Origin of the sequence: Sediminicola sp. 1XM1-17, from assembly GCF_037203765.1 — a bacterium.
Lineage (GTDB): Bacteria > Bacteroidota > Bacteroidia > Flavobacteriales > Flavobacteriaceae > Sediminicola.
Map to the genome: position 1 here is coordinate 1 of NZ_JBBCAS010000003.1, position 19,367 is coordinate 19,367.

General features: G+C 41.8%; 17 protein-coding genes and 1 rRNA gene. 9 read left to right on the forward strand and 9 right to left on the reverse strand.

The genetic code is table 11. The features are described 5' to 3' along the window. From rrf to trhA, 3 genes are all read left to right on the forward strand, one after another. Positions 1-75: ribosomal RNA gene (gene rrf / locus WAA86_RS15360) — 5S ribosomal RNA — on the forward strand; the annotation flags it as partial. Between the two features lie 298 nt (positions 76-373). Further along, entirely contained in the window at positions 374-1,486 is a 1,113-nt protein-coding gene (locus WAA86_RS05450) for an amidohydrolase family protein (RefSeq protein WP_443217573.1), read from the forward strand. After that, positions 1,486-2,136 carry a PAQR family membrane homeostasis protein TrhA gene (gene trhA, locus WAA86_RS05455; RefSeq protein ID WP_337299981.1) on the forward strand — a complete coding sequence of 217 codons (651 nt, stop codon included), beginning with the start codon at positions 1,486-1,488 and terminating at the stop codon, positions 2,134-2,136. Before WAA86_RS05450 ends, trhA begins: the two co-directional genes overlap by 1 nt. Here the strand turns inward: trhA and WAA86_RS05460 are convergent. Continuing rightward, positions 2,133-2,561: a DUF4268 domain-containing protein gene (locus tag WAA86_RS05460; RefSeq protein WP_337299982.1), complete on the reverse strand. Its 429-nt coding sequence runs from the start codon at positions 2,559-2,561 to the stop codon at positions 2,133-2,135. The two genes, trhA and WAA86_RS05460, sit on opposite strands and share 4 nt — an antisense overlap. After that, positions 2,562-3,233, reverse strand: coding sequence for a ZIP family metal transporter (locus WAA86_RS05465; RefSeq protein ID WP_337299983.1), 672 nt, complete (start codon positions 3,231-3,233; stop codon positions 2,562-2,564). Between the two features lie 89 nt (positions 3,234-3,322). On the opposite strand from WAA86_RS05465, the gene WAA86_RS05470 reads away from it, so the two are divergent. Together WAA86_RS05470 and WAA86_RS05475 are read left to right on the forward strand one after the other, a co-directional pair. After that, positions 3,323-4,486, forward strand: coding sequence for a THUMP domain-containing class I SAM-dependent RNA methyltransferase (locus tag WAA86_RS05470; RefSeq protein ID WP_337299984.1), 1,164 nt, complete (start codon positions 3,323-3,325; stop codon positions 4,484-4,486). Positions 4,487-4,488: 2 nt separating this feature from the next. After that, positions 4,489-4,719, forward strand: a complete 231-nt coding sequence (locus WAA86_RS05475; RefSeq protein WP_337299985.1) for a hypothetical protein — start codon at positions 4,489-4,491, stop codon at positions 4,717-4,719. 1 nt (position 4,720) lies between these two features. Here the strand turns inward: WAA86_RS05475 and WAA86_RS05480 are convergent, their stop codons facing one another. Genes WAA86_RS05480 through rlmD form a run of 3 tightly spaced genes read right to left on the reverse strand, consistent with a single transcriptional unit; the run spans position 4,721 to position 7,398 of the window. Continuing rightward, positions 4,721-5,467 carry a DUF6048 family protein gene (locus WAA86_RS05480; RefSeq protein ID WP_337299986.1) on the reverse strand — a complete coding sequence of 249 codons (747 nt, stop codon included), beginning with the start codon at positions 5,465-5,467 and terminating at the stop codon, positions 4,721-4,723. After that, on the reverse strand, positions 5,448-5,954 hold the full coding sequence (locus WAA86_RS05485) for a DUF6452 family protein (protein WP_337299987.1): 507 nt from the start codon (positions 5,952-5,954) through the stop codon (positions 5,448-5,450). The genes WAA86_RS05480 and WAA86_RS05485 overlap by 20 nt, the downstream gene beginning before the upstream one ends. Positions 5,955-5,985: 31 nt before the next feature. After that, positions 5,986-7,398: a 23S rRNA (uracil(1939)-C(5))-methyltransferase RlmD gene (rlmD, locus tag WAA86_RS05490; protein WP_337299988.1), complete on the reverse strand. Its 1,413-nt coding sequence runs from the start codon at positions 7,396-7,398 to the stop codon at positions 5,986-5,988. 414 nt (positions 7,399-7,812) lie between these two features. On the opposite strand from rlmD, the gene rocD reads away from it, so the two are divergent. After that, positions 7,813-9,099, forward strand: coding sequence for an ornithine--oxo-acid transaminase (gene rocD, locus WAA86_RS05495; protein ID WP_337299989.1), 1,287 nt, complete (start codon positions 7,813-7,815; stop codon positions 9,097-9,099). Positions 9,100-9,183: 84 nt separating this feature from the next. On the opposite strand, the gene WAA86_RS05500 is transcribed toward rocD, so the two are convergent. The 3 genes from WAA86_RS05500 to WAA86_RS05510 all read right to left on the reverse strand — a co-directional run bounded on the left by WAA86_RS05500 (position 9,184) and on the right by WAA86_RS05510 (position 13,767). Continuing rightward, a complete protein-coding gene (locus WAA86_RS05500; protein WP_337299990.1) occupies positions 9,184-10,512 on the reverse strand; it encodes a carboxypeptidase-like regulatory domain-containing protein in 1,329 nt (442 codons plus the stop codon). Between the two features lie 196 nt (positions 10,513-10,708). After that, entirely contained in the window at positions 10,709-11,275 is a 567-nt protein-coding gene (locus WAA86_RS05505; RefSeq protein WP_337299991.1) for a PepSY domain-containing protein, read from the reverse strand. A 44-nt stretch (positions 11,276-11,319) separates the two neighbouring features. Then, positions 11,320-13,767 (reverse strand): M14 family zinc carboxypeptidase, encoded by a 2,448-nt coding sequence (locus WAA86_RS05510; RefSeq protein ID WP_337299992.1) that lies wholly within the window; start codon positions 13,765-13,767, stop codon positions 11,320-11,322. Positions 13,768-13,894: 127 nt separating this feature from the next. Between WAA86_RS05510 and bshC the strand changes: the two genes are divergently transcribed. Then, on the forward strand, positions 13,895-15,502 hold the full coding sequence (gene bshC / locus WAA86_RS05515) for a bacillithiol biosynthesis cysteine-adding enzyme BshC (protein WP_337299993.1): 1,608 nt from the start codon (positions 13,895-13,897) through the stop codon (positions 15,500-15,502). A gap of 38 nt (positions 15,503-15,540) precedes the next feature. On the opposite strand, the gene WAA86_RS05520 is transcribed toward bshC, so the two are convergent. Continuing rightward, complete coding sequence (locus tag WAA86_RS05520; RefSeq protein ID WP_337299994.1) at positions 15,541-16,086, reverse strand: pyridoxamine 5'-phosphate oxidase family protein; 546 nt, start codon at positions 16,084-16,086, stop codon at positions 15,541-15,543. 266 nt (positions 16,087-16,352) lie between these two features. Here WAA86_RS05520 and WAA86_RS05525 point away from each other — a divergent pair, with 266 nt between their 5' ends. Both WAA86_RS05525 and guaA read left to right on the forward strand, forming a co-directional pair. Then, a complete protein-coding gene (locus WAA86_RS05525; protein ID WP_337299995.1) occupies positions 16,353-17,723 on the forward strand; it encodes a pyridoxal phosphate-dependent decarboxylase family protein in 1,371 nt (456 codons plus the stop codon). Positions 17,724-17,797: 74 nt separating this feature from the next. Then, positions 17,798-19,330: a glutamine-hydrolyzing GMP synthase gene (gene guaA / locus WAA86_RS05530; protein WP_337299996.1), complete on the forward strand. Its 1,533-nt coding sequence runs from the start codon at positions 17,798-17,800 to the stop codon at positions 19,328-19,330. Positions 19,331-19,367 lie beyond the last annotated feature (37 nt).

Below are 19,367 nucleotides of genomic sequence, written 5' to 3' on the forward strand. Positions count from 1 at the left end.
TCCGAACAGGGAAGTTAAGCCCATCAGCGCCGATGGTACTGCTATACCAAGTGGGAGAGTAGGTCGCCGCCTTTTTTTGAGAATCCCGATCACATTTGTGGTCGGGATTTTTTTTTGTCCTATATTTAGGTATCACAATACCGTTCCAATGAACAGAAAACTCTTTTTCTTCCTAGTAATCTTTACTTCCCTTTTGTCTACAGCACAAGAAAAACAACTCAAAGCTCTGGTGGGGGGTACCCTCATCGATGGTTTTGGTTCCGATCCCATAAAAAACAGCGTAGTTGTGATTGAAGGCGAAAAGATTGTCGCCGTGGGAACCATGGCAGATACACCCATACCCGCCCATGCAGAAATAATTTCTACAGAAGGTATGACAGTACTTCCGGGGTTGTGGGATATGCATGTGCATACCATGATAAATGGTCATGCAGATTACGATTATTGGGACAGGACGTATCCGCCTTTGCTAAAAGATGTGATCATGCCCTCTTCCGCACATCAGCTCCTGATGGCGGGGGTCACCAGTGCAAGGGATCTGGGAGGTCCCCTAGAGGAAAGTATAGCAGTTCGTGATGCGATCAATAGAGGTGAAATTCCAGGTGCTACCCTATATGTTTCGGGTCCATTTATACAGCATAAGCCTTATCCGGGTACAGAAGATTTTAGATGGGGAGTGAACAATCCAGAAGACGGCAGGGCAAAGATCAGAAAGCTTGCCAAGGCTGGTGTAGATATGGTCAAATTGATAGACCATGACCAGATGACCATGGCCGTATTGGAAGCCGTCGTTGATGAGGCCCATAAAAACAACTTAAAAGTGGTGGCCCATGGCCATAGGCCCAATGAAATTAGAAGGGGCCTGCAAGTAGGTGTAGATTGTTTTGAACACACAGGACTGTCCTCAGCCCCCGAATATCCAGAAGATATCATTGTACAGATCAAAGAACGGACCGCTCAAATGAATTTGGGTCCTTTATTTTGGTGTCCAACCGTAGAAGGACTTTATAATTATGAGTATGTCAGGGACAATCCCGAAAAGTTGGACAACGATTCATGGCATTTAGGTTTGCCAGATAGCGTTGTCGTTGATATAAAGAACAGTATTGCGCATCCGGACCGTTTGCCATACTTTCAATTGACTCCTGTGAGAAGGCCAACCTTAAAAACTAAAATCAAGCAATTGATGGATGCTGGTGTGGTGTTGATGATAGGTACGGATAGCGGTATACCCATGAAGTTCCATAGTCAATCTACATGGAACGAATTGGATGTTTGGGTCAATGAATTCGGCATAGACCCCATGTACGCCATCAGGGCTGCAACCTATTGGCCTGCATTATGGATGGGAGTGGCCGATGAAGTAGGAACCATTACCCCGGGAAAATATGCAGATATCATTGCCGTGGACGGTGATGTTCTACGCTATATCAGCTTGTTGCAAGATGTTGATTTGGTGATAAAACACGGGAAACGCTATAAATAGTGGAAGGTAATAGCGATGCAACAAAGAATGTAGCTATAGCAAAAGTGGAAAGGCTCCATGCCTATTCCCATGCTCTTGGTGTATTTCTGGGATTGGTAGGTGCTGTTTTGCTGTTGTTCAAGAATAACGGTAAAACCCAATTTGCGACCCTTGCCATATTAATATATAGCTTCACGGTGATCCTATTGTTTTCTGCTTCTACCATGTATCATTATGTCACTAATTTGGAACTGAAAAGAAGACTCCGGATTGTAGACCATGTGAGCATTTACTTTTTAATTGCTGGGACCTATACGCCTGTAGCCCTTATATCCCTAGCCGAGGGCAATGGATTTTTGATCTTTTATGTGGTTTGGGGCATAGCAGCAATTGGCACTCTCTTTAAAGTATTCTATACCGGAAAGTTCGAATTGCTCTCCCTATTTCTCTACTTGGCCATGGGATGGCTTATTGTTTTGGATTACCCAGGGTTATTGGCGAATACTACGCCCATGGGAATTGATCTTCTCATTTCTGGTGGTGCATTTTATACCATTGGAATATTATTCTATGCCATAAGAAAGATACCCTACAACCATCTTATTTGGCACTTGTTTGTATTGGGCGGTGCCATCAGCCATTGGCTTTTTATCTATTTGGATGTGGTTTAGCTGATCAGAATATCCTCGTATTCTTCAAAAAATGCTTCAAATTGTAGCATTTTTTTATTTAAAAAGACCATGGTCTCTTGCCAGCTATTTTTATTGTGAATGGAAACGCCCTCCAAAACCACATAAATTCTGGATATTTCTTTTTGATTGTCGAGGATATAAGAGTCGTTGAAAATGGCATCCGGAAGATATTCCTCAATCAGAATAGATTTTAAGGAAAGTAGCTTTTCCCATAGTTCTATCCTTTTTTCCAAATCATGGTGATCCAAATCCAAGGAAACCATGGCAGATTTGGTGTCAAAATGAAATTTAAAGGCAAAATCCTTGACCCTGGTATTGTACAAGATCCATTTTCTTGGAAATGACTTTCCAAAGGATATCCAAAAGTCCTCCCGTAATTTACGTGATGCTTCCTTGCTAAACATTTATAAGAGATAGGCTATGGCGATCCCTATAATGATCACCACTAATTTTCGTAAATTAAACTTATGTCCCTCTGATGTCTCAAAAAGTATAACTGTTGAGATATGCAGGAAGATACCTATGACCACAGCCGAAATTGGTGCGTAGTACTCCTCAATAAATTGCATATTGGCGGCCATAAGGCTGCCCAGAGGCGTCATAATGGCAAACAGTACAATAAAAAAAATGGCATTGCTCATCTTGATCTTGGAATTGATCAAAAAGATGCTCAGAATGATGGCGATGGGTACTTTGTGCACCAGGATGCCATAGAGTATATTATGATGCTTTTCAATGGGAATCCCTTCCAAAAGGGAATGCAGCGATAGACTGATGAATAGCAGCCATGGGAAATTTGTTTTCTCCGTATCAAAATGTACATGACCGTGTTCTGCTCCCTTAGAGAAAAATTCAAGGAAAATTTGAAATAGGATCCCAAGCATCACACAGACCCCTATGGTTTTGGGATTGGAATCTTCATATACTTCGGGGAACAGTTCAAATACGGTAAGCGCCAATAGAAAGGCCCCACTAAAGGCTAAAACCAATTTAAAGGCCTCTTTGTTTTTTGGTTTTACTACTAGAACAAAGGCAAAACTTAATAATACCGCAAGAATGGGCAATAAATAGATCATGTAAATTTGGTTAGTGCTCGGTACTATTTGATTGTACTGTGTAATTGGGGCAAAATTAATGTATTTTTGCGGTATTCTTTAAAGTAAGTATGGACAATAATTATAAAATGGTAGCCAAAACCTTATTTGGTTTTGAGGAGATTTTGGCAAAGGAATTGCGCAATCTTGGTGCAAGCAATGTTGAAGAAGGGGTAAGGAGCGTTTCTTTTGAAGGAGACAAAGGTTTTATGTACAAGGCCAACCTATGTCTGAGAACAGCAATTAAAATTGTAAAGCCAGTGCATTCATTCAATGTCACTGACGAGAATGATCTTTATAAGAAAATATATCAGATGGACTGGAGTGAGTACCTCTCGGCGGACACTACTTTTGCCATTGATACCACTATCAATTCTGAGAATTTTACGCATTCCCTTTATGTTTCCCAAAAGGTAAAAGATGCTATTGTGGATAAATTTAGGGATACCGACGGACGCAGGCCCGATGTGGATATCAAGTTTCCCGACGTACGTTTAAATATACATATCCAAAAAGATCATTGTAACGTTTCTTTGGATACCTCAGGAAGATCGCTACATCAAAGGGGTTATCGTACGGCCACCAATATTGCACCCATCAATGAAGTTTTGGCCGCAGGCTTGTTGTTGCTTAGTGGCTGGGACGGACAGTGCGATTTTCTGGACCCGATGTGCGGGAGTGGAACCTTCCTAACCGAGGCAGCCATGATCGCCTGTAATATTCCAGCAAATATCAATAGAAAGGAGTTCGCCTTTGAAAAATGGTCCGATTTTGACGAAGAGCTTTTTGAAAAGATCGTAGATGCAAGTTTGAACAAGACCAGGGAGTTCCATTTTAAGATTGTTGGGTATGACAAAGCCCCTTCGGCCGTGGCCAAGGCAAAGGACAACGTTAAAAACGCAAACCTATCCGAGTATATCACGGTTGAAAGAATGAACTTTTTTGAAACGGAAAAGTTCTCCGACAAGCACTTGCATATGGTATTCAACCCTCCTTATGGGGAGCGTTTGGATATTGAAATGGAGAGTTTCTATGCCTCTATTGGGGATACCCTAAAACAAAAATACCCTGGAACCGATGCCTGGTTTATCACTTCCAATTTGGAAGCACTGAAGTTCGTAGGGCTTAGACCATCAAGAAAAATCAAGGTATTCAATAGTCATTTGGAATCCAAATTGGTGAAGTATGTGATGTATGAGGGCAGTAAAAAAGCCAAATATAACCAACCATCATAATCATGAAACCTTCTTTTAAGGCCTTTTTTTACAATTTTATCGGGTTTGGTATACTCTTCATTGTCATAAGGGCGATCATGTGGGTGGTATTGCCAGGTGACAGTATTCTTTTGGCTATAGTTGCAGCTATAATGGCTTCTGTTTTGTCGCCAAAATTTGCGGCTACAAAGACCAAGGATGGAGAGAAGCTTTTTATGAAGTGGCTCTTTATGAAAGGAATAAAGAAGTTTTAAATTACTTTTTGACCTCTTTTTTGACCGATTTCTTTACTTTTTTATAAAGGGGTATAAAATAGGAGATGGAATAGTTGTAACCGGCACCAAATTTACTGCCATCGGTGACCTTGTTGAATCCAGGGATCCAAAGATTTGGAAATTCATCAGCTTGTTTTTGGGTAACCAAAAATCCTAGGCGCACACTGGCCCCCAAATAGAGGTTGGCAAAGAGTTCCACCTTGGTGCCAAGTACCAGTTCTAACCAGGAGGCATTTAAACCACTGTATTCTTGGCCCGGGGACTGTCCGTCGGCAAAATTATCTTCGTTCCAGTATCTATTACTGTCAAATACGGAATAATCGTTCAAGGTTTGGCTAAAGGTGCTAATGGCATATCGGCCGCCCAAAAAAATGGTATTGTTCATCCCATACCAATTCTGGTAGGTGTTATAATCTACCCCTGCTTTTATATAACTGCCCGAAGAGGTGAAATTGTATAGATCTTCCTGTTTTGTCCTATCTTCATTGCCAATTTCGGCAGCAAGGTAGAGTTTTTGGGTAAGTCTGTAATCTCCGACAAGTTCAAGTCCCGTATAGTCTTCATTTAAAAACGAGAGTCCCAATCTACTGAGGTCTGCCCCTACACGTAGGCCATAGGATTCCTTTTTTATGGTGGTGTCCCTTGGTTGTAGATCGATGGATTTATCCTGGGAATGAACGGTAAAACAGACCAAAAGGAATAAAGCACTAATGATATATCTTGACATGGGCAGCTGCTTGATCGTTTATGGTGGTTTTGACTATCTCTACTCCTTGAATCCAATGGTCCGAATCGGATCCCAATGTTCCGCTAAGATTCTCATAATTGGCAATAAAACCGCAAGCCCTGGACACAAAAACCTCGTTGGTGTCATAATTAAAGGTTACGATATCAGCATTACCAGTTTCTTCATTGGAACTGTTAGTGGCCGAATTTGAGATCAAAACAAAAGAGGTATTTGGACTGTTGATCCGTAAGGGTATCTCAATGAGATCCAAATCGGTTCGGTCCGCTACAGTATTCACCGTGAATTGTTGATTTTCCCCGGCAACCCTTAACTTGGTTACTTTCTTGGCAGCTGTGGTATCATTGACATCGTAAAAGCCAATTACCAAGAGGGGCGTATCCCCATCTACACATATATCGTCTTTCTCACAGGAGGAAAAAGCTACGATTGTCATAATAACAGCGCCAAGGGCCAGAATTCTTTTCATGAACAATTTTGAATATTTCTTCAACTTGGGGTTAAGCACGTTTTTCCAAAAGTACAACATTTTCTACATGGTGTGTTTGTGGAAACATATCTACGGGCTGTAATTTGGTAATTTTATATTGGTCCTTCATCAATTCCAGATCCCTAGCTTGTGTGGCGCTGTTACAACTGACATAGACGACCTTTTTGGGCGCAATATTCAATATTTGTTGCACCACATCCTTGTGCATTCCATCCCTTGGTGGATCCGTGATGATCACATCCGGTTTGCCATTGGTAGCTATGAACCCGGCATTGAAGATATTTTTCATATCGCCTGCAAAAAATGCCACATTATCAATGTTGTTCAATTTTGCATTGGCTTTGGCATCCTCAATGGCTACGGGTACAGCTTCTATCCCAACTACTTTCTTGGCTTTTTTGGCCACGAACTGGGCTATCGTTCCCGTACCAGTGTACAGGTCATATACCAGTTCATCACCTGTTAGGCCTGCAAAATCCCTGGTGATCTTGTAGAGTTCGTAAGCCTGTTCAGAATTGGTTTGATAAAAGGATTTGGCGTTGATCTTGAACTTCAATCCTTCCATTTCTTCAAAAATATGATCCCGACCGGCATAACATTCAATCTTTTGATCATAAATAGTGTCGTTCTGCTTTTGGTTGATCACATACAGCAAGGAAGTAATCTCTGGGAAGGTTTCCTTTATAAAATCCATCAAAAGTGTCCGTTGTTGTTTGTTGTCATCAAAGAATTGTACCAAAACCATTATTTCACCATTGGAAGAGGTTCTGATCATAAGCGTGCGCAACAATCCTTCCTGGTTTCTAGGATTAAAAAAGGGAAGGTCATGTTTGTTTGCAAAATCTTTGATGGCCAATCGTATGGCATTGGATGGGTCGGCCTGAAGATGACATTTTTTGATGTCCAATATTTTGTCCCACATCCCAGGAATGTGGAACCCCAAGGCATTCCTATCCGCTATTTCGTCTTTGGAATTGATCTCCTCATAGGTCAGCCAACGGCTGTCGGAGAACGAAAATTCCATCTTGTTTCTATAAAAGTATTGTTTTTTGGATCCTAATATTGGGGTCACAGCGGGTAATTCCAAATGACCAATGCGGATCAAATTGTTCTCTACCTCCTTTTGTTTGTAGAACAACTGGTGCTCATAACCCATATCTTGCCATTTGCATCCACCACAAACTCCAAAATGCTGACATTCTGGTTTTGTTCTTTTATCGGATAGGGTATGAAATTTTATAGCAGTACCTTCAAAATAGGCTTTTCTCTTTTTTGTGGTCTGCACATCGACCACGTCTCCTGGAACGGTATTGGTTAGAAATATAACACGGCCATCAGGCGCCTTACCTATCGTTTTTCCCTTCGCTCCTGCATCAACTACCGTTACATTTTCGAAGATCTGTCTTTTGTTCTTTTTACGCATGTGGCAAAAGTAAAATCTTTTTACTGAACTACGGGGACCTAGGTAGTAAAATCTATCTAAAGTTTAAGAATGCTAAAAATCTGGAATGTAAGGGGTATGAAGGCATTTTATAAGCCTTTGTAGAGGAACAGGGGAAACCATGCACTGAACATGAAGTGGTTGCCGTTACATTTTTTATGGATGAAAAAAACAATTTTTGGGCCGGTTCCCATATAAGATATTTCAACAGGTTCAAATAAAAACTGAGTCGTGGAGCTTTCGCTCTGGAACCTTGGAAATAGCGGGTTTTTCATCACAACAAAGTGTGAATATTCTTTATATTCCACATTTTTATTCGTAATTTGCGACCACTTCATAGGATGATTTCTCTCCTTAAGCAGGAATCACATTAGTTTTATTTAAAAAGTAGAGATCATGTCAGTTTTAGAAATATTAACTTCTGAGGACGCCATAGCATTGGAGAATGAATACGGAGCCCATAATTACCATCCATTACCTGTAGTTTTGAGCAGGGGTGAAGGTGTATACGTATGGGATGTTGAGGGTAAGAAATATTATGATTTCCTCTCGGCTTATTCAGCAGTAAACCAAGGTCACTGCCATCCTAAAATCGTAGGTGCGATGGTAAACCAGGCACAAACATTAACATTGACGTCCAGGGCATTTTATAATGATATGCTCGGAAAATTCGAGAAATACGCGTCCGAAACTTTTGGATTCGATAAGTTATTACCGATGAACACAGGGGCGGAAGCAGTAGAGACCGCTTTGAAAATCTGTAGGAAATGGGCATACGAGAAAAAGGGTATTCATGAAAATGAAGCTGAAATAATTGTATGTAAGAACAATTTCCACGGGCGCACCACAACAATCATTTCTTTTTCCAATGATGAAGTGGCCAGAAAGAATTTTGGACCTTACACGCAGGGCTTTATCAAAATAGAGTACGATAACCTACAAGAATTGGAGGCGACGCTAAAAAGCAATAAGAATATAGCAGGATTCCTCGTAGAGCCCATCCAGGGGGAAGCTGGGGTTTTTGTCCCTTCTGAAGGTTATCTTGCCAAGGCAAAGGCCTTATGTGAAGAACACAATGTTCTTTTTATTGCCGATGAAGTACAGACAGGAATTGCAAGGACAGGAAGGTTGTTGGCCACCTGCGGCAACTGTAGTTGTACGGATAAGCATTGCAGTGGAACGCCGGAAGTAAAACCGGATATATTAATTTTGGGAAAAGCACTTTCCGGAGGGGCTTACCCTGTTTCCGGAGTTTTGGCAAATGACAATATCATGGGGGTAATCAGACCTGGAAACCACGGAAGCACATTTGGTGGTAACCCTGTGGCGGCAGCGGTAGGAATTGCTGCGTTGGAAGTTGTCAAAGAAGAAAATCTGGCCCAGAATGCCTTTGATTTGGGAGTGTTGTTCCGCGAGGAAATGAACAAATTTATTCCAAACTGCTCTTTGGTCAATGCTGTAAGGGGTAAAGGCCTATTAAATGCTATTTTGATCAACGATACGGAAGAAAGTACCACTGCTTGGGATATTTGTATGGCCCTAAAGGAAAATGGACTGCTAGCAAAACCGACCCATGGTAACATCATTCGTTTTGCACCACCTTTGGTTATGAACAGGGAACAGTTGTTGGATTGTGTATCCATTATAACCAGAACCTTGGAAGATTTTGAAAGTAAATTATAGTCTTTAAGATAAATTAAAAGCCGCTATCCCAAAAGATAGCGGCTTTTTTGTGTTCATACCCAACTTTGAGCGTTGTAAAGGGGCCTAAAAATTTTCAGAAACATCTTTGGACCGCGCTCTTCGCAATTGCCTTTGTATTTTTTTAATGGCAGATTCAATGGATTTTTCGGGTTCTATAATATTATATTCACCCCAAAAATCAGGATCTGAAAAACCACTGGCCTCATCGCTCAATATAATGCGTGACTTCATTTTTTCCCTGGCTTTTAAATTGGCCTTCTCCGTATTTATTTCCCAATCGGTCACCGCCATTTCGGCCGTCATGCTGTATACGGAATTGAAAAATCGGTCATCCCAGTTGATTTTAAACTCCAACAATACATTACTGTATCCATAGTACCATCTACCGTCTTTTTCTCTATAATCTACCCTATAGGCTACATCTGTGGGCCAAACATTGGCATTTGCAGGTTTCTTTCGTACAAATAGTCTGGATGCCTGGGCAACATCGGTAATGTTTAAGGAGTATATGGCACTGGTCAGTACTTTCTTATCTGAATCTATATAGAGTTTTCCTCTGTATAAAGGCTCGTTGATATAATTGTGTTGTTGAAAATTTACCACATAGATCAGTCGGTCATTGACCCTGGTGGACTGGTCGAAGCTAAAGGCATATTTTGATATGTCCTCATCGGTAAATATAAATTCTGGATATTTCATAATATCCACGTAAAGCGTGTTGAACGGGCCTCCTTCCAATTTGAGGGCCACGGTGTCCAATTTGCTGTAATCTGTGCTCTTGCGTGCTTTGTACAGTTGTACGGCATCTCTTTTTGGGGTGCCATATGGTGCTTTGTAAATAGTGACCACTGCTTCAGAAAGGGATACGTTTTTTCTCCTTTTTTTTATGGTCTCCCTATAAAAGGCTGTCATAATGGTGGGGTCCTTAAAATAATTCTCTCCTTTTTTGGCCAAAGTTTCCCGGACAAGACCTTCAGCACTTTTGGGCACCGTTAGGTTTACCTCGGTAAGTTCGATACTGGCCATGTCCAGCGTGATTTCATTTTTTTCTGACCTAAGGTCGGTCAATGGCACCACCTTCGTCTTATAGCCCAAAAAAGAAATGCTGATATTGCCTTCAGCGGTAGTTTTTGGAATTTTCAATGAGAACATTCCTTCCGTATTGGTAACGGTACTGATATTGGTCCCTTCTAAGGTCAAGGTGGCAAAGACCAGTGGCTTTCTAGAATCGCTATCCAAGACCTCCCCGCTGTAGGTGTTGTAATTAACGTCTTGCAGGACTTCTTGGTAATAGGGGTGGGCAAAGGAGCTTGCGTGAGTTCCTAGGGAAAGCAAAACTACGATTGCCAGGATCAGGTAATTTCTTGGAAATATGAGTTTATGGCATAACATGATAGCAAATTTTTTTAGAAGCAAAACCCCTCCTGATAAGGAGTAGTATACTTACTCTAAGTTAACGAAAAATGACCAGTTTTGCTATTAATTATGCTGATTTCTATGTGTATATAGACTATAGTGGATAAATTTTACCATTCGTTAAGATCAGTGCCTTAGTGGTGGCCTATTTAGTGATACCATGTGTTCATCATTAATGTCTGCGCATTCTTTTTGGGCCATACCACAACCAAAATCCGGTCGTTGTAAAAATGAACAAGGCTATGCCCATCACGGTGGTATAAAACAATTTGAACTGTCCGTGTTCGGTTTCAAAATAATAGTCGAGCAAAGAACCATCATGCATCTTTTCAATATAATCCCCTCGCCGTTTTTCGATCAGTAGCAATTTTCCGGTTGCGCCATCCAATTGAATGCCCCAAAAATCGTCTTCAAAGGTAAATTTGATGATCCCTTTGTCATTCCTAACCTCCATTCGGTCAACTTTGACATTGGCTCTCGGGGAAATTGAATCGCGATAGATCTTTAATGCTTCGCGGTTCAGTTCATCCAAAGGTTTCCAGTCGGCCAAATTGGTTGAAACACCTTTTTGCGTCTCCGCCAATATATAACCGCCACTATTTTTTTTCCATCCCAATAATAATCCGGATATGGATATGATAAAGAAGAAAGAAAATAGTAAAGCACCCATGGTCCGGTGCACCTTTCTAAATATTCGTAATATCTGGGCTTGTTTCTGTCTTTTTGTAGGGTTGGACATGTAGCGAATTGAAAAATTAGCGAAAGGGCTTTAGAAAAAGTGCCTTAATTGACCATGAACAGGGCGTTTACAAAAAAGAGCTTTCCATTTTCCCAAAAACCTCTGAACAAAGGATTGTCTACCATATAGATCACCTGGCCTCTTCCATAGTTTTCAGCACCGAAAATTAATGTCTTTCCAATTTTTTTCTGTGCTTCACTACCGGCAAACCCTGCCACCGGCATGGTATCATTATCCAAGTATACTGCTGTGCCATTTTCCAGGTATTCGTAAGCATCATCGCCTAATTTCAAAGAAAAATAGGTGTCTTTATAACCATATGCCAAAGGGTGTGTGGTATCTACCTTGGTCTTGAAGATGGCGCCGGTAATGGCATTTTTAATGCCCTCCCTTTCAGAGATATCATAAGATTCCATAATTAGGGTCGTGTCTTTCTTTATTTCCCTGGCTTTGATGCCAAAACCCTTTTCACCATCGATACCATTAATGGCACCGCCCATGGCAATTAGTTTTCCGCCATTTTTGACCCATTCTTTTAATCGCTGCATTTGATCCTCATCAATGGAGCTTCCATACCACCCATCGGGGAGCACAAGTACATCATATTTGGACAGGTCCACCTGTTTCCAATATTCACTGTCCAAAATGCTCACCGGATAGTTGAGCTGCTGCTCAAAAAAGTGCCAAATTTCCCCAAATTGAAGCGTACTGGTAGGTTCCCCGGAGAGCACTGCTATTTTTGTGTCAGAAATCATCTGCACGGAAGAGGAACCAAAATCTTTTCCACTGTCCACAAATCCCGTGGCCGTGGCCCTTATATGCTTGTTGTTCCTTTTGGCCGACGCTTTCAAAATGTCTAGAAAACCATTCTTGTTTTTGTTGTCGGCACTGGTAATGATCAAACTTCCTCTTTCGTATTTTTCTCCATGTATTGTAAACGGTTTTTCTGTGTACCGGACACGGATACCTTCTTTTAATAGTTCTGCCAGAAAGCGTGCATCGTCCATACTGTTCCAGTCAGTAATATATGCGTAGGCATTCCTGTCAATTTCTAAGGTCAATTCGTTGTCCGTGGAAGGTTTCCCACTCCCCACCAAACTTTCGGAGGCAAGGGCATCCAGTCCGTAAGCATAAGGCAGGGACCAAGCGGTGATATCATAGGTAAGGGAGTCACTCAATTGGGCATTGGGTTCAAATAATACTTTAACCAATGTTCCCTTGGTTTGGTTTGTACTTACGACCAGGCTATTGGCGGTGGTTTTGGTACTGCCCGACTTTCCCGAGGAATAATCATATCCTTTTGCGGTGGCGCCACTTCCTGTGCTGTATGCAATCTGATGCTGGTCCAAAAGTGCGGTAAGTGCATTTATTTTATCTCGGTCCCCATTGAGAATGTAACTCTTGTACTTGAAGTTTTTTGGTTGGTAAAATTTCTTGAACTCCTCATTTAATTTTTGGGCATTTCCTGCCGCTACTTCAACCGTGGATATCCCGGTTGTAAAATGGTGCTCTATTCTGTCCTTTAAGGTGAGGGTATCCCCAATGGCAGTAATTATGCCCAGACCTGCACGGCCACTACCGCCTTGTTCATAGGTCATTCCAATAGATCCATTGTACATAGGGTAAGTGTCTCCATAGCTTGGATACAATAGGTCAAAAACTTCCTTGGTAAAGTAGAACCAACCTTTGGCATCGAAATATTTTGCATGGTTTTTACCAATGGTCACCTGAAAATCGCGTTGGAAATCCGTGATTACCTCATGGTAGGGCTCTGAAGCCGGGGCAAAATAATATGGGTTGTTGACCCCTTGTTCATGAAAATCGACATGGACGTGAGGTAGCCATTGATTGTACATTTTCAAACGCTGTTGGCTTTCCACCTGGGTGAGCCAGGCCCAATCGCGGTTAAGATCGAACATATAATGGTTGGCGCGTCCACTCAGCCAACCTTCATGGTGTTCCTTGCTATTCGGGTCCACATTGTTCGGGGTATTTTTGTTTTCATTGTACCAGTTTACATATCGGTCACGTCCATCTGGATTGATACAGGGATCCATGATGACCACCGTATTTTCCAAATATTCCGTTTTATTGGTCAAGAGCTCAAAGATAGTCTGCATGGAAGCTTCTGTACTCACACTTTCATTGCCGTGAACATTATAGCTCAGCCAAACGATGGCTTTTGAGGCCTCTCCGCTGCCGGAGGTGCTTTTCAAGTGCTCTTTTCTGATGCTTTCCAAATTATTTATATTGTCGGCCGAGGATACATAGGCCAATAGCAAAGGTCTGCGCTCATTGGTTTTTCCGTAGGTGGTTAACTGTACCCGATCCGAAGCCACATCGGCCAAATATTCGTAGTAGTCCACTACTTCGTGATGGCGGGTAAATTGTGTGCCCAGTTCATAACCTAAAAATTCCGAGGGTGATTTGATTTCCTGGGAAATTGCAAAAAAAGAAAAGAAAAAATAGGCGGCGAGTAATATTTGCTTCATAGTGGGCAGTGTGGTTTGTTATTTTTCAAATCTAACAATAACTCTACGAATTGTAAACATCTTAACGTATTTTTAGGAACTCAAAATTTCAATAATTTTAACTTTACCCAGATTTTAAGCTGCCTCTATGAAAAGCGACTGCATACCCTTTAAAACAACAGGTTATTTTTCCAATTTGATATGTGATTACTTGGATGAAAGGAAAAGCCTTAAGCCGTTTTACCATAGATTTTCCAAGCTAGTTAATTTCAAGGAACAATTACTGGAAAAGCAGGCCAATTTCCCAATGGAAAATAGGGTAGTCCTTCATCGGGCAATGAAACGGCAATATACCAATACAAATATTTCAAGATCTACAGAACTGCATCTTGAACTATTGAAGGACCAATCTACCTTCACGGTAGTAACTGGCCATCAATTGAACCTTTTTACGGGCCCCCTGTATTTCTTGTACAAGATTATTTCGACCATTAATTTGACCCAGCAGTTAAAGGAGGTTTATCCCAACTATAATTTTGTGCCGGTGTATTGGATGGCCACAGAGGATCATGATTTTGAAGAAATCAATTACTTCAACTTTAAAGGGAAAAAGTTACAATGGAACAAAACAGCCTCTGGGGCTGTAGGTCACCTGAACACAAAGGGGCTGGAGAATGTTTATGAAATGTTGTCCATGGAAATAGGTATGGGCAAAAATGCAGAGGAATTGAAAATGTTGTTCAAAAAGGCATATTTGGAACACGACAATCTAACCGATGCCACCCGATTTTTGGCCAATGAACTATTTGGACAGTACGGGTTGGTCATTGTAGATGGTGATGACAGCGAGCTGAAAAAATTATTGGTGCCCTATGCCAAAAAGGACATCCTTGAAAATGCCGCTTTTAAGTCGGTTACGGATACCGCCCAAAAGTTGGAACAGTTATCGGAAAACTACGGTATTCAGGTAAACCCCAGGGAAATCAATTATTTTTATTTGAAGGACGGACTACGGGAACGTATTATTGAAAAAGACGGTTCGTATCACATCCATGATACCGATTTGCATTTTACCGAAAAGGAACTAATGGAGGAGCTTGACAAGCATCCAGAACGATTTTCTCCCAATGTAATTTCAAGGCCATTGTACCAGGAAGTCATTTTGCCAAACCTTTGCTATATAGGCGGAGGGGGAGAACTGGCCTATTGGTTGGAATTAAAAACCTCCTTTGAAACAATGGGCGTCACCTTCCCGATCTTGCTTTTAAGGAATTCGGCATTGGTCATTACCAAGAAACAGGATGAAAAACTACACAGACTTGATCTGGACATTAGTGACCTATTTTTAAAGCAAAGCAGTTTTATCAACAAAAAGATCAGGTCCATATCCAATATTGATATCGATTTTTCTCCTCAAAAACAGCACCTTGAAGAACAGTTCAAAGGATTGTATGAATTGGCTGAGCAGACTGATAAATCTTTTTTGGGTGCGGTCAAGGCACAGGAGGTAAAACAGATCAAAGGGTTGGAGAACTTGGAAAAACGCTTATTGAAAGCCCAAAAGCGCAAGTTGAAGGATCATGTGGTGCGCATGACGGAAATTCAAAATGAACTCTTTCCCAATAAATCCCTTCAAGAACGAAATTTGAATTTTTCGGAACTTTACTTGGAATATGGGAATGAATTGATTCCTAACCTGATGACAGTCCTAAAACCACTATCAGGTGAGTTTACCATATTGACCATGGATAACTAGTGCTGGGGCATACCAAACAGTTAGTTGCAGATGTTGGTTTAAGGCACCAAAAAATCACCTTCCCAATCAGTTTTGTTCTTGGAATATCGGACCCTGATATGGTTGGGCCGTTTGAGCTTTAGGTATTCAATTTTAAAAGGATGGATTTCCACAATACAGAAATGATCCTCATCCTTCAAATATTCAATGACGTCTGGATCTTTTATTTCCTTACCAGGGGCCTCTGAGGTAGTATAATCCTTTCTTGAAGCTTCGGGAATAGAATCCCACAAAAGTTTTTTACTCTTGATATCATTGTTCACCACGGCCAATCCTTCTATTCTAATTTGCATCAGTTTTTCAGGATGGTAGAAAAGAAGGCTCACCTTTTGGTTCTCTTTTATGTGGACGACCTTTTTGGAACGCTTATCGGTAAAAAATGTAAGCATCAGGTCTTCAGTGGCCTTGCGCAGTACAATGGTCCTTAGTCTGGCAATGTTGTCCAATCCTACGGTGGCCAAGGTACAGTATCGAAAAGGATGCCCTTTGTCAGATGCCCCTTTTTTCAATTCTTCCTTCAGCTCGTTAAAAAATGTTGCTTTCATATTTCAGCCATTTTCTAAGTTAAAGGTAAAAAATAAAAAAACATGGTAGGGTTTTTTGTTTATAAGTTGTTTAAGGTATAGACAGTGCAAGTAGTATAGGTTTAAAATAATAGTAGTTAGGTTAGTTTTCCCGAGTTACATCGGGATCGATTTGAAAGCTCGGTGTGGTTACCGAGCTTTTTTTATTGGGATAGTAGGAAATCAGCGGTGTTCTGTCATTAAAAAAGTGGATCAAAATACTACCTTTGCCAAAAGAAAAAGACCAAATGCATAACATAGATATAGAGCTGGTGGAAATGACTTTGGATGTCATGAAATATGTCATCAATAGAATCACCAAAACGGCTCCTGAACTCGGGCAACCCAAAAAGGAAGAGGAGCTTCGAAGTATGGTGGGGGATACCATTACATCAGCTGGGATAGGAGGGGAAAAAGCTTTTGACCTGTTCAAGGACGTTCTGATAAAGGCCACGGTCCCTATTGATCATCCCAGGCATTTGGCTTTTGTACCGGCATCTCCCACAAGAGCTGCAATCATGTTCGACTTGGTCACTTCGGCCTCCAGTATCCATGGCGCCTATTGGATGGAAGGAGCAGGGGGTATCTTTTGTGAAAATGAGGCCATGAAATGGTTGGTTTCCCTGACCGGTCTGCCAGAACCTGCTTTTGGGGTTTTTACAAGTGGAGGGACAGCTGCCAATCTATCGGCTATGGTCACGGCCCGTGAGGCGTGGAGAAAGAATACAGACAATATCAATGAAAAGGCCTTGATAATCACATCCAGTGGGGCGCATTCCTCCATAAAGTCTATGGCAAAGGTCATAGATGCCGATGTTGTTCTGGTGGAAACCGAGGACAGTATGTCGGCCACCATGTTGGTCAATGCTTTGAAGGGTCTCACGGAACACCAAAGAAAAAGACTTTTTGCTGTAGTGGCAACGGGAGGTACTACCAACGCGGGCATTATAGATGACCTGGACGGTATTGGGTCTATCTGTGAGCAGGAAGGTTTGTGGTTTCATGTGGATGCTGCCTATGGTGGCGGGGCCTTGGCCTCCAAACAGGCGAGACCTCTTTTTAAAGGTATAGAACGAGCCAACAGTATTACCATAGATCCACATAAATGGTTGTTCTCACCTTATGATTGCGGGGCCATTATCTATAAAAATCCGGAACTGGCCAAAGAAGCACACTCCCAAGAAGGGTCTTACTTGGATATTTTTAAGGATGAAGGTGCGCATGGATTCAATCCTTCCGATTATCAGATACAGCTGACCAGAAGGGTCAGAGGATTGCCATTGTGGTTTTCATTGGCCATGCACGGAACGGATAAGTATGAGTGGGCCGTGCAACAAGGGATAGAGCTGGCCAATTTGGCCGGTAAGATTATTGGGGAAAATCCAGTGGTGGAATTGGTAAGGGAGCCTAGTCTTTCTTGTGTACTATTCCGCAGAAAGGGATGGACGCCGGATGACTACAGAAATTGGACCTACAAAAACCATAGGGACGGATTTGCCCTGGTCACGCCGACCAAATGGAAAAATCAAGGGGTCTACGAAACGGTAGCCCGATTCTGTTTTATAAACCCGGATACCACCGAATCCGACATAAGGGCCATTTTGGATTCCATGAAATAGTCAGTCTCGGGAAAATTACCAAAAATTATTGCACTCTAAACTTTCCATTTTTCAATTTAATACTATTTTTGCCCATGCAAAATAATGTCCTCATTTTAGATTTTGGTTCCCAGTATACACAGCTCATCGCAAGAAGGGTGAGGGAACTCAATATTTTCTGCGAAATTAAACCGTATAACCATTTACCTGAAGACCTTTCGGAATACAAAGCGGTCATCCTTTCTGGATCTCCTTTTTCCGTTAGGGGGGAGGATGCTCCTCATCCAGATCTATCTCAGATAAGGGGTAAAAAACCGCTTTTGGGGGTTTGTTACGGAGCCCAGTATCTGGCACATTTCAATGGAGGAAGTGTAGAAGCTTCCAACACAAGGGAGTATGGTAGGGCCAAATTGTCCTTTGTGAAGGATAACGAACCTTTTTTTGATAAGATCTCCAAAGGGAGTCAAGTTTGGATGAGCCATGCTGATACCATAAAAACGCTTCCGGAGAATGCCATTAGACTGGCCAGTACCCATGATGTGGAAAATGCTGCCTACAAGTTTGACGGGGAGGAGACCTATGCCATACAGTTCCATCCAGAAGTTTACCATTCTACAGACGGTAAACAATTGTTGGAGAACTTTTTGGTTCATATCGCTGGGGTCGCACAGACATGGACACCCGATGCATTCGTAGAGACCACTGTAAAGGAACTGAAAACAAAAATAGGAAAGGACAAGGTAATCTTGGGGCTTTCCGGAGGAGTTGATTCTACGGTGGCTGCCATCTTGTTGCACAAGGCCATAGGGAAACATTTGCATTGCATTTTTGTAAACAACGGACTCTTGAGGAAAAATGAGTTCGATGCCGTATTGCACCAATACAAGGATATGGGGCTCAATGTCAAGGGCGTTGATGCTTCGGCACGCTTTTTGGACGCATTGGCTGGTGAGAGCGATCCCGAAAGAAAAAGAAAAGCCATCGGAAGGGTTTTTGTCGAGGTCTTCGATGATGAATCCCATATGGTGGAAGATGCCAAATGGTTGGCCCAAGGAACTATTTATCCGGACGTGATAGAATCTGTTTCAGCAACTGGAGGTCCTTCGGCAACCATAAAGAGTCATCACAACGTTGGGGGATTGCCCGATTATATGAAATTGAATGTGGTGGAACCCTTGCGCATGTTGTTCAAGGATGAAGTACGCAGGGTAGGGGCCAGTATGGGTATCGATGAGACATTGTTGGGAAGGCATCCCTTCCCAGGTCCAGGATTGGCCATACGTATCCTTGGGGATATCACACCTGAAAAAGTAGCCATTTTACAAGAAGTTGATGCCATTTTTATCAATGGATTAAAGGAATGGGGACTTTATGACAAGGTGTGGCAGGCCGGAGCCATACTTTTGCCCGTAAATAGTGTAGGGGTGATGGGAGATGAGCGGACTTATGAAAAATGTGTAGCTTTAAGAGCGGTAGAGAGTACGGATGGAATGACTGCAGACTGGGTCAATTTGCCTTATGAATTTTTGCAGAAAACATCCAATGATATTATTAATAAGGTGAGGGGGGTTAATAGAGTTGTTTATGACATAAGCTCCAAGCCACCTGCAACCATAGAATGGGAATAGGAATGAACAGTACACGTTTTAAAATACTTTTAACAGG